The sequence below is a fragment of the Actinobacillus ureae ATCC 25976 genome (assembly GCF_000188255.1).
Taxonomy (GTDB): Bacteria; Pseudomonadota; Gammaproteobacteria; order Enterobacterales; family Pasteurellaceae; genus Actinobacillus; species Actinobacillus ureae.
On the sequence record NZ_GL831080.1, the window covers coordinates 957,099 to 973,819 of the forward strand.

General features: G+C 42.5%; 10 protein-coding genes. 6 read left to right on the top strand and 4 right to left on the bottom strand.

Annotated elements, in window-relative coordinates:
- Positions 1-47: 47 nt before the first annotated feature.
- Both pdxS and pdxT read left to right on the top strand, forming a co-directional pair.
- A complete protein-coding gene (gene pdxS / locus HMPREF0027_RS04630) occupies positions 48-935 on the top strand; it encodes a pyridoxal 5'-phosphate synthase lyase subunit PdxS (protein WP_005622636.1) in 888 nt (295 codons plus the stop codon).
- The gene (pdxT, locus tag HMPREF0027_RS04635) at positions 935-1,510 is read left to right on the top strand and encodes a pyridoxal 5'-phosphate synthase glutaminase subunit PdxT (RefSeq protein WP_044024288.1); all 576 of its coding nucleotides are present in this window, start codon (positions 935-937) and stop codon (positions 1,508-1,510) included. Before pdxS ends, pdxT begins: the two co-directional genes overlap by 1 nt.
- Before the next feature lie 71 nt (positions 1,511-1,581).
- On the opposite strand, the gene tadA is transcribed toward pdxT, so the two are convergent.
- The 4 genes from tadA to pnp form a co-directional block, all read right to left on the bottom strand.
- On the bottom strand, positions 1,582-2,172 hold the full coding sequence (tadA, locus tag HMPREF0027_RS04640; RefSeq protein ID WP_005622638.1) for a tRNA adenosine(34) deaminase TadA: 591 nt from the start codon (positions 2,170-2,172) through the stop codon (positions 1,582-1,584).
- A 17-nt stretch (positions 2,173-2,189) separates the two neighbouring features.
- Positions 2,190-4,013 (bottom strand): DEAD/DEAH box helicase, encoded by a 1,824-nt coding sequence (locus HMPREF0027_RS04645; RefSeq protein WP_005622639.1) that lies wholly within the window; start codon positions 4,011-4,013, stop codon positions 2,190-2,192.
- Between the two features lie 229 nt (positions 4,014-4,242).
- Positions 4,243-5,181 carry a lipoprotein NlpI gene (nlpI, locus tag HMPREF0027_RS04650; protein ID WP_005622640.1) on the bottom strand — a complete coding sequence of 313 codons (939 nt, stop codon included), beginning with the start codon at positions 5,179-5,181 and terminating at the stop codon, positions 4,243-4,245.
- 79 nt (positions 5,182-5,260) lie between these two features.
- Positions 5,261-7,384, bottom strand: a complete 2,124-nt coding sequence (gene pnp / locus HMPREF0027_RS04655) for a polyribonucleotide nucleotidyltransferase (RefSeq protein ID WP_005622641.1) — start codon at positions 7,382-7,384, stop codon at positions 5,261-5,263.
- 280 nt (positions 7,385-7,664) lie between these two features.
- Between pnp and parC the strand changes: the two genes are divergently transcribed.
- From parC to mukB, 4 genes are all read left to right on the top strand, one after another.
- Positions 7,665-9,911 (top strand): DNA topoisomerase IV subunit A, encoded by a 2,247-nt coding sequence (gene parC, locus HMPREF0027_RS04660; RefSeq protein WP_005622642.1) that lies wholly within the window; start codon positions 7,665-7,667, stop codon positions 9,909-9,911.
- Positions 9,912-10,050: 139 nt separating this feature from the next.
- Positions 10,051-11,382: a chromosome partition protein MukF gene (gene mukF / locus HMPREF0027_RS04665; RefSeq protein ID WP_005622643.1), complete on the top strand. Its 1,332-nt coding sequence runs from the start codon at positions 10,051-10,053 to the stop codon at positions 11,380-11,382.
- 78 nt (positions 11,383-11,460) lie between these two features.
- Positions 11,461-12,174 carry a chromosome partition protein MukE gene (gene mukE / locus HMPREF0027_RS04670; protein WP_005622644.1) on the top strand — a complete coding sequence of 238 codons (714 nt, stop codon included), beginning with the start codon at positions 11,461-11,463 and terminating at the stop codon, positions 12,172-12,174.
- A gap of 20 nt (positions 12,175-12,194) precedes the next feature.
- Positions 12,195-16,685: a chromosome partition protein MukB gene (gene mukB, locus HMPREF0027_RS04675; RefSeq protein ID WP_005622645.1), complete on the top strand. Its 4,491-nt coding sequence runs from the start codon at positions 12,195-12,197 to the stop codon at positions 16,683-16,685.
- The last annotated feature ends 36 nt before the right edge of the window (positions 16,686-16,721 follow it).

Here is a 16,721-nt window from a genome sequence, read left to right on the forward strand (position 1 = left end):
AGCTAAAAATAGCCATCGTTTTTCATATCAATAATAAGGAAATTAAAATGACTAAAATGTTAGGTTCAGATCTAGTTAAACGCGGAATGGCTCAAATGCAAAAAGGCGGGGTCATTATGGATGTAGTGAATGCGGAACAAGCTCGTATCGCAGAAGCTGCCGGTGCGGTTGCCGTGATGGCGTTGGAACGTGTACCTTCCGATATTCGTGCGGCGGGCGGGGTAGCAAGAATGGCGAATCCGACGATTGTGAATGAAGTGATGGAAGCTGTATCCATTCCGGTAATGGCAAAAGTCCGCATCGGACACATTGTCGAAGCGAGAGTGTTGGAAGCAATGGGCGTAGATTATATCGACGAAAGTGAGGTATTAACCCCGGCGGATGAAGAGTTTCACTTATTAAAAAGTGACTATACCGTGCCTTTTGTGTGTGGGTGTCGAGATTTAGGCGAAGCTCTGCGCCGTATTGGTGAAGGGGCTTCAATGCTACGTACTAAAGGAGAGCCGGGAACGGGCAATGTAGTAGAAGCGGTACGCCATTTACGTAAGGTCAATGCGCAGTTACGTAAAGTGATTAATATGAGTCATGACGAGCTGATGACTGAGGCAAAACAGTTAGGCGCACCATTTGAACTATTGTTGCAAATTAAAACGTTAGGCAAATTACCAGTGGTGAATTTTGCGGCGGGCGGAATTGCCACACCGGCAGATGCCGCCTTGATGATGGAACTCGGTGCAGACGGTGTTTTTGTCGGCTCAGGAATTTTCAAATCCGAAAATCCGGAAAAGTTTGCAAAAGCGATTGTAGAAGCTACCGCTCATTATCAAGATTATGACTTGATTGCTCGTCTTTCGGAGGATTTAGGCGAACCGATGAGAGGCTTGGAGATCAGCAAATTAGCGGCACAAGATCGTATGCAAGAGCGTGGTTGGTGATGAACGATTACACAAAATATACCGTAGGCGTATTGGCATTACAGGGGGCTGTTTCGGAACATATCGCTCAAATAGAAACTTTGGGTGCAAAAGCCATTGCGGTAAAGACGTTAGTCGAATTGCAGCAAGTTGATGCGCTTGTATTGCCCGGTGGCGAAAGTACCGCAATTGGACGATTACTTCATTCAAGCGGTTTATTTCAGGCGCTACAATCATTTAATAAACCTATCTTAGGCACTTGCGCCGGATTGATTTTATTAGCGAATAAACTTGAAGACGATGAGCAACCTCATTTGGCGAAAATGGATATCCAAGTTCAACGTAATGCGTTTGGGCGACAGGTTGATAGCTTCCAAGCGGAATTAATGGTTAAAGGATTTACTGAACCTTTTCCGGCGGTGTTTATTCGTGCACCTTATATTAGTGCTGCTGGATATGAGGTAGAGGTATTGGCGAAATGGCAAGGAAATGTTGTATTTGCCAAGCAAGGTAATTTACTGGCTTGTGCATTTCATCCGGAATTAACTTCAGATAACCGTATTATGGCATTGCTGTTAGAACAGATTAAAAGATAGGGTGTTTGTTGACACACTAGGGACACCGTATAGGTGTCCTTATCCAAGGAGTTTGCAAAAAATGCAGAAAATTAGACCGCTTGTTTTTGTTGCTTATGTTCTTTTCGTCGGCGTTGAAAGAATCGGCTGATTTTTTGACTACAGTCTTCCGCTAATACTCCTCCTCGAATTTCAAGAAAATGGTTCATTTTGTAATCTTCAAACAGATGAAATCTCGAACCGATAGCACCGGTTTTATAGTCACTCGCACCAAAAACTAAGCGATGTAAGCGACTATGTAAAATAGCTCCGGCACACATAGTGCAAGGTTCTAAAGTGACATATAGAGTACAACCTAATAAGCGATAGTTATTTTGTACTTTACCTGCTTGACGTATTGCAAGCATTTCTGCATGCGCACTAGGATCGGCAAGTTGAATCACTTGGTTCCAGCCTTCACCAATAATGTTTCCATCGCTATCGATCAGAACTGCGCCAACAGGAATTTCATCTATTGCTTCCGCACGATCCGCTAATGCTAAAGCATATTGCATAAAGTGAATATCTTGTGCTGAGATGGCTAGTGAACATTGGGTCGTTTGAGGTTTGATAAACATAATCGTAAAAATTAGAAAAAATTTAACCGCTTGATTGGATAGCAAAATGCCCCAAAACTGGGGCATTTAGTTAACAACGTGAATTAGTCACGACGACCACGACCTCTGTCATTGAAACGTTTTTCTTTAAAACCGCCTTTTTTACGGTCGTTAAGGCCACCACGATCTCCACGGCGGTCATTTCTATCGCTACGACGACCACCACCACGGCGTTCTTCAAACGGTTGGCTGTTTACACCACCGGTAGGGCCTAACAAAGACATTTGCATCTGTTTGTTTAATACACGTGCTTTCTGCGCAAAGTGTTGCACAATGTGGTTCGGCATACCTTGTGGTAACTCAATCGTAGAGTAAGTATCGTGTAATTTAATGTGACCGATATAACGGCTGCTAATATCACCTTCGTTAGCAATAGCGCCTACGATATGACGTACTTCCACACCGTCTTCACGACCTAATTCGATACGATATAGATCCATTGCCACACCGTTCTCACGGTGTTCACGACCGCCACGGCGCTCATCACGTCCTCCACGGCGCTCGTCACGGTCTCTGCGACCACGTTCGCCACGTGCTGCACGAATTTCCGGATCCGGCGGAAGAATTAATTTTTGTTTCTCTTGAAGCATCATCATCATTGCAGCTGCCAATTCCTCGTGGTCTTGGTCGGCTGTGAATAAATCTTCAAGTAATTCACGGTATTTCTCTAAATCGTGATGTTCTAATTGTGCTGAAACACGTGCTTTAAATTTCTCACGGCGTTTTTCCATTAAAATTTCGTGATTTGGAATTGCAACTTCATCGATCGGTTTTTTCATTAAATGTTCGATATTACGAAGTAAACGACGCTCACGAGGTTCTACAAATAATAATGCACGACCAGAACGACCTGCACGGCCGGTACGACCGATACGGTGAACATAAGATTCCGCATCTAATGGAATATCAAAGTTCACTACAAGGCTGATACGTTCGATATCGATACCACGAGCTGCTACGTCGGTTGCTACTAAGATATCTAAACGACCTGATTTTAATTTTGCTAACGTTTGCTCACGTGCTTGCTGGGTCATATCACCGTTTAATGCCGCCGCACGGTATCCGTTGCGTTCACATAATTCAGTAATATCAATTGTGCCGGTTTTGGTACGAGTAAAGATAATTGCTGCATCAAATTCTTCTACTTCTAAGAAACGTAGTAACGCATCATTTTTACGGAAGCCATTTACTAACCAGTAGCTTTGTGTGATATCTGGTGCAGAACGTTGAGTCGCTTGAATTTTAACTTCTTGCGGATCTTTCATAAAGCGACGAGTAATACGACGAATCGGCTCAGGCATCGTTGCAGAGAATAATGCTGTTTGGTGATTTTCCGGTAATTCTGCCATCACGGTTTCAACGTCGTCAATAAAGCCCATACGAAGCATTTCATCCGCTTCATCTAATACGATAGATTGGAGTGCAGATAGATCTAATGTACCACGACGAATATGATCAAGAATACGACCTGGAGTACCAACAACAACTTGTGAACCTTGTTTTAATGCGCGCAGTTGAATGTCATAACGTTGACCACCGTAAACGGTTACAACACGCACGCCTTTCATATTCTTAGTAAATTGCTCGCACGCATCTGCTACTTGGATTGCTAATTCACGGGTTGGTGCCATCACTAACATTTGTGGATGGTGTTGTGTCGGATCAATTTGTGCAAGTAACGGTAAAGAGAATGCTGCTGTTTTACCACTACCGGTTTGTGCCATACCAAGTACGTCACGACCAGCTAATAAGTGTGGGATTGTTTCTTGTTGAATTGGCGATGGGTTTACAAAGCCGATTTCATTTACTGCGTCAAGAATTGATTGTGGAAGACCTAAGTCTGCGAAAGTTAAAGAATTAGTTGTCATAAAAAACCATAAGTAATAAATAATGGAGTGATAAAGATAATTAGGTTATGCATTGCAATACATAACAAATTATCTCAGTTATCCATTATCAATTGATAATAAATTGTTGAGTTTAGGAAAGAAAAAATAAAGTAATGAAGCAAATCAGATGCTTTTAACAATTTGTCCCAAAGAGTACAAGCGATCTGTTTTTACAAAAAATTTGCAAAATTAGACCGCTTAAATCGTCCTAATTATTCCCAACAACGGGAGTAATTCGAGCTGCTGCGCTATTACTACGTAGCTGAGAAAGCTCAAATAAGGCAAAACGATACTCAACAAAGTTATACACTTGATTTGCAAGAGAGAGACGGAAAAGCGTGGTGGCTTCATCCGTTTTATTTAGTTTGAGTTGTTGTTTTGCTAGATAAAAATACGTTTCGGTTAGAATTTCCGCATAAGAAGCAGTATTTGGTTGCGCTTCTTTTTCTATTCTATCACGAAGTTGTCCAAGAGTTAACTCCCCTAAGAAATAATGTACCACATTTGTTCCCCAAAAATCTAGAGATAATGATTTGGATCGAGCAATTAGATTTGCTTTTGCTTCATTAGGTTTGAGTTCTAACTCATTGAAATATAACCATAATGCACGATATGGATCTTGCTTTTCTTCTTCATAAAAACGCAATAAATCACGTTCTGCTTCCGAATAACGACCACTATAATAAAAAGCTAAACCACGATTTAAGTAGGTATAATTATAGCTTGGGTCAAGTTCTAATACGGCATTGAAGGCATCAATAGCACTGTCGTAATCATCTTCAAGTAACAGATATAAACCCATATAGTTATAGGCAGCAGTCATTTTTTGGCTAAGACCGATAGCTTGGGTAAAATCATAACGAGCAAGGGACCATAAACCTAAGCTGTCATAGAGTACACCTCGTTTAAAATGAAGATCTGCACGTTCGGCAGGGCTTAATTTTGCTTCTTGTAATACCTGTGTTAAACGGACAACCATCACTTCTTGTTCAAAGCGTAATTGCGGGTTCAATTCGGCTAATGCTAAATGATTTGACGAAACCATTTGTGAAATATTGCGATTGACGCAACCGGTCATAAATAAGAATGTGAAAAGATTGAACATTAAGAAGCGAATATAAAACATTTTAAATATCAGTGAAAACATTAGATAAGCAGCCTTTGAGAAAATATCTACCCTCTGCTAAAGAGGGTAGATTATGTGAGTGGTATTAGATCTCAGCTTGTTACTCTTGAGGTTGAGCTTCAGTTTCTTCAGCTGGTGTCGCCGCATCATTGTTGATGTCTTTCATCGTTAAACGAATACGGTTTTGACGATCAATTTCAACAACTTTTACAGCCACTTCTTGACCTACGTTTAAGTAGTCCGCAACACGTTCAACACGTTCGTTAGTGATTTGTGAAATATGTACTAAACCCTCTTTGCCACCTAAGATAGAAACAAACGCACCAAAGTCTACAACACGGATAACTTTACCTTTGTAGATAGCGTTTACTTCAACTTCTGCAACGATATCTTCGATACGAGCCATTACCGTTTTTGCTGCATTATTATCAGTTGCCGCAATTTTCACAGTACCGTCATCATCAATATCAATTGAAGTACCGGTTTCTTCTGTTAATGCACGAATTACTGCACCACCTTTACCAATAACATCTTTGATTTTCTTCGGATCAATTTTCATTGTGTGGATACGAGGCGCAAAATCAGAGATATCTGCAGGTGCCGGAATCGCTTGTCCCATTACGCCAAGAATGTGCATACGAGCACCTTTCGCTTGGTTTAATGCAATACGCATAATTTCCGGTGTAATACCTTCGATTTTAATGTCCATTTGAAGTGCAGTTACACCTTCACGTGTACCGGCTACTTTAAAGTCCATATCACCTAAGTGGTCTTCATCGCCTAAGATATCTGAAAGTACGACAAATTTTTCTTCTTCTTTTACTAAGCCCATTGCGATACCCGCAACTGCTGCTTTAATTGGCACGCCGGCATCCATTAACGCTAAAGATGCACCACATACAGAAGCCATTGAAGAAGAACCGTTAGACTCGGTGATTTCAGAAACGACACGTACTACATATGGGAATTCTTCCGCAGTTGGCATTACCGCTAACACCCCACGTTTTGCTAAACGACCGTGACCGATTTCACGACGTTTTGGCGAACCGATCATACCTGTTTCACCTACAGAATATGGGGGGAAGTTATAGTGGAATAAGAAACGATCAGATTTCTCGCCGGTTAATTCGTCAATAATTTGTGCATCGCGCTCAGTACCTAAAGTTGCAACCGCTAATGCTTGCGTTTCACCACGGGTGAAGATCGCAGAACCGTGAGTACGAGCTAAAACGCCGGTGCAAATATCTAATGCACGAACGGTGTCTACGGTACGACCGTCAATACGAGGTTCACCCGCAAGGATACGACCACGAACGACAGAACTTTCTAAAGCAGTGATAATATCAACGATTGCACCTTCCGAAATTGTTTCGTCTTGTGCGGTTAATTGTGCGATAACGTCCGCTTTAATTACATCAATTTGTTCGTAACGTGCTTGTTTTTCGGTAATACGATATGCGTCACCGATACGAGCTTCCGCTAATGCTTTAACTTGATTGATTAATGCCGTATTTGGCTCCGGAGCAACCCAGTCCCAACGCGGTTTACCTGCTTCTTTTACGAATTCTTTGATGTTTTCGATCACAACTTGTTGTTGCTGGTGACCAAATACTACTGCCGATAACATTTGTTCTTCAGAAAGAATATCCGCTTCAGATTCAACCATTAATACAGCTTTGTCCGTACCTGCAACCACTAAATCTAAACGGCTTTGTTTTTGTTCTGAAATAGTTGGGTTAAGTACGAATTGGTCATTAATAAAACCAATACGTGCTGCACCGATAGGGCCGTTGAATGGTACGCCTGATAATGAAAGTGCTGCTGATGCACCGATCATTGCAACTAAATCTGGGCTAATTTGCGGGTTTACAGAGACAACAGTTGCAACAACTTGGATTTCGTTGAAAAAGCCTTCTGGGAAGAGTGGACGGATAGGACGGTCAATTAAACGCGCGATTAACGTTTCGCCTTCAGACGGACGACCTTCACGTTTGAAGAAACCGCCCGGAATACGACCAACCGCATAAGTACGCTCTTGGTAGTTAACGGTTAATGGGAAGAAATCTTGGCCTTCTTTTACATCTTTTTTAGCCACTACGGTAACGAATACGGTTGTATCGTCCATACTAGCCATAACTGCCGCCGTTGCTTGGCGAGCGATAGCACCTGTTTCTAATGTTACGGTATGTTGACCGTATTTAAATTGCTTAACAATTGGATTCATTTTTGAAATTCCTTAATTTACTTTTAATCGTTTCGTTTTATTTCTTTAAATTGCGACTAGCAAAAACTCTCTGGGTGCCAACAAACAGTTTTTGATAGCCGCCTCTCTAAAACTAAGAAATAAAACGAACCCATTATACAGAAAAATTTACAGAAAATCGTTAATTATTTTAGCAGTGGTTAGATTTTTGCAAAATCTTGGTGCTTGTCATTTTTGAGGTGGACAGATATCCATAAATCATAGAAAATAAGCGGTCTTTTTTACTAAATTATTTGCAAAAATGAGTACAGAAATTAATTACGAAGGCGTTGAACAGATGCCGATTAAGCGCTTTACCGAAGACGCTTACCTCAACTATTCAATGTACGTTATTATGGACCGTGCATTGCCGTTTATCGGTGATGGGTTAAAACCGGTACAACGCCGTATTATTTATGCAATGTCCGAATTGGGCTTAAATGCCTCGGCGAAATACAAAAAATCTGCACGTACCGTCGGGGACGTGTTAGGTAAATTCCATCCGCACGGCGATAGTGCTTGTTATGAAGCAATGGTACTCATGGCACAGCCCTTCTCTTATCGCTATCCACTGATTGACGGGCAAGGGAACTGGGGGGCGCCTGACGATCCGAAATCTTTCGCTGCGATGCGTTATACCGAATCAAAACTGTCAAAAATGGCAGAGGTATTATTGGGCGAATTAGGGCAAGGTACGGTCGATTATCAGCCGAATTTTGATGGTTCGCTTGAAGAGCCAAAATATTTACCGGCACGCTTACCGCATATTTTGCTAAATGGCACAATGGGAATTGCTGTCGGTATGGCAACCGATATTCCTCCGCACAATATCAATGAATTAGTCGAAGCAAGTGTGATGTTATTGGAAAATCCGAGAGCAAGTCTTGCGGAGTTAATGACGGTGGTACAAGGTCCGGATTACCCGACCGAAGCGGAAATTATTACCCCTAAGGCCGATATTGCCAAAATGTATGAGCAAGGCAAAGGCTCAATCAAAATGCGTGCGGTATGGAAAAAAGAAGACGGAGAAATTGTGATTTCGGCATTGCCACATCAAGCCTCGCCTTCAAAAATCATTGAGCAAATCGCAACGCAAATGCGGAATAAAAAATTGCCGATGGTGGATGATATTCGTGATGAATCGGATCACGAAAATTCAATTCGCATCGTGATTGTGCCTCGTTCAAATCGTATTGATTTTGAAGCGTTAATGGATCATTTATTTGCCACGACTGACCTAGAGAAAAGCTATCGAGTCAATATGAATATGATTGGGCTAGACGGCAAACCGGCGGTGAAAAATCTGCACACGATTTTAACCGAATGGCTAGCGTTCCGCCGTACTACGGTAAGGCGCCGTTTAAATTACCGTTTAGATAAAATTTTAAACCGCTTGCATATTTTAGACGGCTTGATAATCGCCTTCCTCAATATTGATGAAGTGATCGAAATTATCCGTAATGAAGATGAACCGAAAACGGCATTAATGGCTCGCTTTAATTTGAGCGAAGCACAAGCCGAAGCGATTTTAAATTTACGTTTACGTCATTTAGCAAAATTAGAAGAACACGAATTGCAAGCAGAAAAATCACAGCTTGAAAAAGAGCGTGATGAATTGCAATTAACGCTTGGCTCGGAGCGCCGTTTAAATACGCTGATCAAAAAAGAAATTCAAGCGGATGCAAAAGTGTTTGCTAGCCCACGCCGTTCACCGCTTGTTGAGCGTGCTGAAGCAAAAGCAATTTCTGAAAGTGACTTAACCCCAACCGAAGATGTGACGGTAATTCTATCGGAAAAAGGCTGGGTACGCTGTGCGAAAGGGCATGATATTGACGTGCAAGGCTTAAGTTATCGTGCCGGTGACGGCTATCTTGCCCATGCGCATGGCAGAAGTAATCAGCCGGTCGTGTTCCTAGATAGTACTGGGCGAGCTTATGCGCTTGATCCGACTTCATTGCCATCGGCTCGTTCACAAGGTGAGCCACTTACCGGTAAAATCACTTTACCGGACGGGGCAACTGTGCAACAAGTGTTAATGGCGAACTCGGACACTAAAGTCCTGATGGCGTCGGATTCCGGTTATGGTTTCATTTGTAGCTTTGAAGATTTGGTTTCTCGCAATAAGGCGGGTAAAGCGGTTATTTCTTTAACCGAAAATGCCAAAGTGCTGCCGCCGCAATTAATTGATAACGAAGCTGAACTTTCGCTTGTCGCAATGAGTAGTGTCGGACGAATGTTAGTATTCCCGATCACCGAATTGCCACAGCTTTCGAAAGGTAAAGGGAATAAGATTATCAATATTTCCGCACCGGCGGCAAAAGAAGGTAATGAATTGCTTGCCCGTTTATTACTGGTTAAACCGACACAATCGTTAGTGTTTGTTTCCGGCAAGCGCAAAATCACCCTTAAGCCGAGCGATATTGATAATTATCGTGGCGAACGAGCAAGAAAAGGATCTCAACTTGTACGAGGCCTAAGTGCGACTTCGACTGTGGAAATTGTAGACTAATTATTTCCTCATCAGACAAGCGGTCAAATTTCGTAAAAACTTTGCGGAATTTGACCGCTTCTTTTTTTGATTTCATTCCTATTTGATTCACATTCCTGTACAATAAAAGCCATTTTTCATCAACAAACGACAAATCTGTATGCAAAACGAATTGGCACAGACAATCCCAGAACTGATCAACTGGACGAAAGAGCGAGAATTCTCTCTTTCGCTTTCTTCTGATCGCATAGCCTTTCTCTTGGCGATTTCCATTTACAATAACGAACAAACGGACGGAGAACTTTTAGAAAGCGATCTTGTTGATCTTTTCCATTATGTTTCGGAAGCATTCGACCAATCGGAAGCCACCCTTACACAACGTGCCAATAATGCGATTAACGATTTAGTTAAACAACGTTTTCTTAACCGTTTCTCCAGCGAATTTACCGAAGGTCTAGCCATTTATCGTATCACTCCGTTGGGTGTTGGCGTGGCGGATTATTATGTGCGTCAGCGAGAATTTTCCACTTTACGTTTATCCATTCAGCTTTCGATTGTGGCGGACGAAATTCAACGTGCTTCATCGGCGGCGGAAGAAGGTGGTGACGAGCGTTTTTGGCGTAATAACGTGTTTGCACCGCTTAAATATTCGGTCGCGGAAATTTTCGACAGTATCGATCTTTCCCAACGTATGATGGATGAAAACCAACATCAAATTCGTGAGCGAATTGCCGAATTGTTGAGCCAAAATTGGCATGAAGCGATTCTTAGTTGTGAACAGTTGTTGGATGAAACCTCAGGTAATTTAAGAGAGTTACAAGATACGCTTAATGCGGCAGGCGATAAACTACAAGCACAATTACTGCGTATTCAAAGCTGCTTGATCGGGCGTGATGATTTGGATTTTGTCGATCAACTGATTGTCAATCTGCAAAACAAATTAGACCGCATTATTAACTGGGGACAAAAAGCGATTGACCTGTGGATCGGTTATGATCGTCATGTACACAAGTTTATTCGTACAGCGATTGATATGGATAAAAACCGTGTGTTCGGTCAGCGTTTACGCCAATCTATTCAAGATTATTTCAATGCGCCTTGGCTACTTTATACTGCGAAAGCGGAATCTCTATTAGATCAGCGCGACGATGAAACGATGCTGAATGAGGCGGAAGCAGTTGGTGAATTACCGAGTGAGTTGGAATATGAATCGCTTTCTGATGTTCAAGAGCAAATTATCAGCGTAATGCAAGCGCATTTAGCGCTGTTTAGAGCAGAAGGTAAACCAATCGATCTCGGTGCGGTATTGCGAGAGCAACTTGCGCTTTATCCGCAGTCTAGTCATTTTGATGTGGCAAGAATTATTGTGGATCAAGCGGTAAAACTCGGTATGGCAAGCCTTGATAGCCAAGCGGTTTATCCTGAATGGCAAACAATTAATGATAATGGTGCCGAAGTTCAGGCGAACGTGATCGACCAATACAATAAATAGTAGGGTGGGGAAACCCCCACCATTGGAAAAACAGAAAGTTTAATGGTAGGCAACATGCCTGCCCTACGAGAGTAAAATATGACAGAGCAAATCCAAGACGTTATTTCTCCAAAATTAGCAGTGGCAATTGCCAACCCGATTTTCCCAGAGCTAGACAGCCAACTACGTGCTGGCCGCCATATTAATACGGAACAGCTGGATGAACATGCATTCTTAATGGACTTCCAAGCCGAGTTAGAAAGCTTTTACCGCCGTTATCACGTGGAATTAATTCGTGCGCCGGAAGGCTTTTTCTACTTACGTCCGAAAGCATCAACCTTGATCGCCCGTTCGGCAATGTCGGAAATGGAAATGTTAGTGGGTAAAGTGCTTTGCTATCTTTACCTCAGTCCGGAACGTTTAGCGCAACAAGGCATTTTTAGCCAAGATGATGTGTATGAAGAGCTAATGAATCTTGCTGATGAAAGCAAATTACTTAAGGCTGTGAACCCACGTTCGACCGGTTCTGACTTAGATAAAGCAAAATTGGCCGAGAAAGTTGGTGGTGCGTTACGCCGTTTGGCACGTATCGGTATTATTACCCGTATTGGTGAGCAAAACAGCAAGAAATTTGTCATCTCGGAATCAGTATTCCGCTTCGGAGCGGATGTCCGAGTGGGGGATGATCCACGAGAAGCGCAATTACGCTTAATTCGTGATGGTGAAGCGACAACACCGGCAGTTTTGGCAGAACAAGCGGTCGAATTTGCAGAAAATTCTGCAACTGACGAATTAGAAGATGAAACAGAATAACGGCTAACGAGATAAAGCAAATGACAGATACAAACGAATTATTTGAAGATCAAACCACTGCGTTGCAAAATTCTGCACCAATCGCACCGCTTGCTAATCCTCAACATACAGTGAGCCGTGGTAAATTCCGTTCACTGACATTAATTAACTGGAACGGTTTTTTTGCGCGTACCTTCGATTTAGACGAGTTGGTGACCACGCTTTCAGGTGGGAATGGTGCAGGTAAATCCACCACAATGGCGGGTTTTGTGACTGCTCTGATTCCCGATCTAACCCTTTTAAATTTCCGTAATACGACAGAAGCCGGTTCAACTTCCAGCTCTCGTGATAAAGGTTTATACGGTAAATTGAAAGCCGGTGTGTGTTATGCGGTGTTAGAGTCATTGAACTCACGTGGACAGCGTGTGATTACCGGTGTGCGTTTACAACAAGTAGCAGGGCGTGACAAAAAAGTGGATATTCGCTCGTTATCGTTACAAAACGTGCCGATGAGCGATTCAATTATCAGCGTATTAACCGAACAAGTCGGTGAAAAAGCACGTGTATTACCGTTAGCGGATCTAAAAGATAAATTTGATGGTTCGGAAGTGGTATTTAAACAATATCATTCAATAACCGATTACCATAGCTTTATGTTCGATTTAGGTGTGATTCCTAAACGTTTACGTTCTTCGGCGGATCGCAGCAAATTCTATAAATTAATCGAAGCATCGCTTTACGGTGGTATTTCAAGCGTAATTACCAAATCATTGCGTGATTATTTATTACCGGAAAACACCGGCGTTCGCCAAGCGTTCCAAGATATGGAATCGGCATTACGTGAAAACCGTATGACGTTAGAAGCGATTAAGGTCACACAATCTGATCGTGATATGTTTAAACACCTGATCACCGAATCAACTAACTACGTGTCGGCTGATTATATGCGCAATGCAAATGAGCGCCGTGGTAACGTACAAATTGCTCTAGAGCAACGCCGAGCGTGGTATGAATCGAAATCTAAACTTGAGTTAGAACAGCAACGTTTAATCAAATTTAGCCGTGAAGTAGCGGATATTTCAGAAAACGAAAGTGGCTTAGAAGCGGAATACAATTCGGCGAACGATCACTTAAATTTAGTGATGAATGCGCTTCGTCACCAAGAAAAAATCGAACGTTATCAAGATGAAGTTGCGGAACTCAATGAAAAGCTGGAAGAGCAACAAATTGCGTTAGAAGAAGTTTCCGAGCAAGTGGAAACTGCGCAAGTAAGAGCGGATGATGCTGATGATCAAGTGGAAGAATTACGCTCACAAATGGCGGATTACCAGCAAGCGTTGGATGCGCAGCAAACACGTGCGTTGCAATATCAGCAAGCGATTGCCGCATTAGAAAAAGCGAAACAACTTTGTGGCTTACCGCATTTAGATCTCCATAATGTGGAAGATTATCATGCCGAATTTGCCGCACAGGCAGACGATTTAACTGATCAAGTTTTCGAACTGGAACAACGTTTATCCGTTTCGGATATGGCGAAAACTCAGTTCGAAAAAGCTTATGAATTAGTTTGTAAAATTTCTGGTGAAATTGACCGCTCTGAAGCGTGGAATGAAGCGAGAAGTTTGCTAACAGCGTTTACCGATCAAAAAATACAGGCAACACAAGCGGTCGCTTTACGCCAAAAACTTGCAGATTTGGAACAGCGTTTACATCAACAACAAAATGCGGAACGTCTATTAGCTGAATTTAATCAAAAAGCACAAACGCAATTTGAGACGGCGGAAGAATTAGAAAGCTATTTCGAACAGCAACAAGCTCGCCTTGAAGATGTGGAAGCGGAATTAGCGGAATTTGTTGAAGTGCGTTCGATGCAACGTCAGCAACGTGAACAGCTTAATCAGCAATATAATCAACTGGCGAAAACCGCACCAGCATGGCACACAGCGCAATCCGCATTAGCTCGTTTAGAAGAGCAATGTGGTGAAAAATTTGAAGCCAGCCAGTCTGTGATGCAGTTTATGCAAAATATGCTGACCAAAGAGCGTGAAACCACTTTAGCACGTGATGAATTAGCACGCCGAGAAGCCGCGTTAGTCGCCCAGATTACTCGTTTAAGCCAGCCGGACGGTTCAGACGATGTTCGTTTAAATCAATTGGCGGAACGTTTTGGCGGCGTGCTGCTTTCTGAATTATATGATGATGTATCGATTGATGATGCACCGTATTTCTCTGCTCTTTACGGTGAAGCTCGTCACGCTATCGTGGTACGTGATTTAGAAAGCGTTAAAGCACAATTAGAAAAATTAGACGATTGCCCGACCGATCTTTATTTGATCGAAGGTGACCCGTCAGCATTTGATGATGCGGTATTTACCGCAGAAGAATTGGCTGAAGGTGTAGTGGTCAAAGTATCTGATCGCCAATGGCGTTATTCTAAATTTCCGGAAGTGCCGTTATTTGGACGTGCAGCACGTGAGAAACATTTAGAAACGTTAAAAGCGGAACGTGATGAAGTCAGCGAACAACACGCGGAACGTGCATTTGACGTACAAAAATGCCAGCGTTTACATCAGCATTTAAGTCAGTTTGTCGGTACGCATTTAAATTTAGCCTTCCAGCCGAATCCGGAAGAGCAAATGCAAGAAATTGCGGCGGAACGTACTGAAATCGAACGTGAACTTAACCAAGCGGCAGGCAACGAACAGCAATTACGCACCCAATTAGATTCGGCAAAAGCAAAATTGCAAATGTTGAATAAAATTCTACCGCTTGTTAGCTTGTTAGAAGACGAAACCTTAGCGGATCGAGCGGAAGAATGCCGTGCGCAATTAGATGAAGCGGAAGAAGATGAACAGTTTGTTCGCCAATTCGGTAATTATTTAACTCAATTAGAACCGATTGCGGCGAGTTTGAAGAGCGATCCGGCGAAGTTCGAACAGTTGGAGCAAGATTACCAACAAGCTAAAGCGGAACAAAAACAAGTCCAACAAAAAGTTTTTGCACTGTCTGATGTGATTCAACGCCGAGTGCATTTCAGCTACGAAGAAGCGATTGGTTCGGAAGGATCAGCATTAACCGGGCAATTACGAGCTCGTTTAGAGAGCGCACAACGTGAACGTGAGCAAGCTCGTGATCAATTACGTCAAGCACAAGCGAAATTTACTCAATACAATCAAGTGTTAACCGGTTTACGCAGTTCGTGTGATGCGAAAACACAGATGTTGCAAGAGCTGATTCGTGAAATCGATGACCTAGGTGTACGTGGTGATATCGGTGCGGAAGAACGTGCAAGATCACGCCGTGACGAATTACAACAACGTTTAAGCCAACAGCGTTCACGCAAAGGTTATTTAGATAAACAACTAGGTACGATTGAAGCGGAAATTGATAATTTAACCCGTACGTTACGTAAAGCGGAACGTGATTACCACACGCAACGTGAGTTAGTAGTACAAGCGAAAGTCAGCTGGTGTTTAGTACTTAAACTTTCACGTAACAGTGATGTGGAAAAACGTCTGAATCGTCGTGAGTTAGCTTATCAATCGGCGGAAGAGTTACGTTCGATTTCCGATAAGGCGTTAGGTGCTTTACGTACGGCAGTGGCAGATAACGAATATCTGCGTGACAGTTTACGTGCCTCGGAAGACAGTCGTAAGCCGGAAAATAAAGTGGCGTTCTTTATTGCGGTTTATCAGCACTTGCGTGAGCGTATTCGCCAAGACATTATCAAAACCGATGATCCGATTGATGCGATTGAACAAATGGAAATTGAGTTATCTCGTTTAACCAACGAATTAACCAGCCGTGAGAAAAAATTAGCAATCAGTGTGGAATCTGTGGCAAATATCTTACGTAAAACGATTCAACGTGAGCAAAACCGTATCTTACAGCTTAACCAAGGGTTACAAAATATTGCCTTCGGTCAGGTGAAAGGGGTGCGTTTAGTGGTGAATATTTGTGATACGCACGCAATCTTACTGAACGCATTGAGTAATGGCAGAGAGGAGCATAAAGATTTATTCGACAGCCAAAAGCTCAGTTTCTCAGAAGCGTTGGCAATGTTGTATAAACGTGTGAATCCACATATCGATATGGGACAACGTACGCCACAAACGATCGGTGAAGAGTTATTGGATTACCGTAACTATTTAGATCTTGAAGTGGAAACCTTCCGTGGAGCAGACGGTTGGATGCATGCGGAAAGTAGTGCGTTATCTACCGGTGAGGCGATCGGTACCGGTATGTCAATCCTGTTAATGGTGGTACAAAGCTGGGAAGAAGAGTCTCGCCGTATGCGTGCGAAAGATATTTTACCGAGCCGCTTATTATTCCTTGATGAAGCGGCACGTTTGGATGCAACTTCAATCAATACCTTGTTTGAATTGTGCGAACGTTTAGATATGCAGTTATTGATTGCCGCACCGGAAAATATTAGCCCGGAACGTGGTACGACTTATAAATTGGTGCGTAAAATTACCAATAACCAAGAGTATGTACACGTGGTCGGATTGAAAGGGTTTGGGCAACACTAAAGCGTAAACTTACAAGCGGTCAGAAATTGCAAAAAA

Bases quoted from the DNA above. Each gene is read 5' to 3' on its own strand.
- pdxS (WP_005622636.1), top strand. From the start codon at position 48: ATGACTAAAATGTTAGGTTCAGATCTAGTTAAACGCGGAATGGCTCAA.
- tadA (WP_005622638.1), bottom strand. From the start codon at position 2,172: ATGCCCCAGTTTTGGGGCATTTTGCTATCCAATCAAGCGGTTAAATTT.
- pdxT (WP_044024288.1), top strand. From the start codon at position 935: ATGAACGATTACACAAAATATACCGTAGGCGTATTGGCATTACAGGGG.
- parC (WP_005622642.1), top strand. From the start codon at position 7,665: ATGAGTACAGAAATTAATTACGAAGGCGTTGAACAGATGCCGATTAAG.
- mukB (WP_005622645.1), top strand. From the start codon at position 12,195: ATGACAGATACAAACGAATTATTTGAAGATCAAACCACTGCGTTGCAA.
- pnp (WP_005622641.1), bottom strand. From the start codon at position 7,384: ATGAATCCAATTGTTAAGCAATTTAAATACGGTCAACATACCGTAACA.
- nlpI (WP_005622640.1), bottom strand. From the start codon at position 5,181: ATGTTTTCACTGATATTTAAAATGTTTTATATTCGCTTCTTAATGTTC.
- mukE (WP_005622644.1), top strand. From the start codon at position 11,461: ATGACAGAGCAAATCCAAGACGTTATTTCTCCAAAATTAGCAGTGGCA.
- mukF (WP_005622643.1), top strand. From the start codon at position 10,051: ATGCAAAACGAATTGGCACAGACAATCCCAGAACTGATCAACTGGACG.
- HMPREF0027_RS04645 (WP_005622639.1), bottom strand. From the start codon at position 4,013: ATGACAACTAATTCTTTAACTTTCGCAGACTTAGGTCTTCCACAATCA.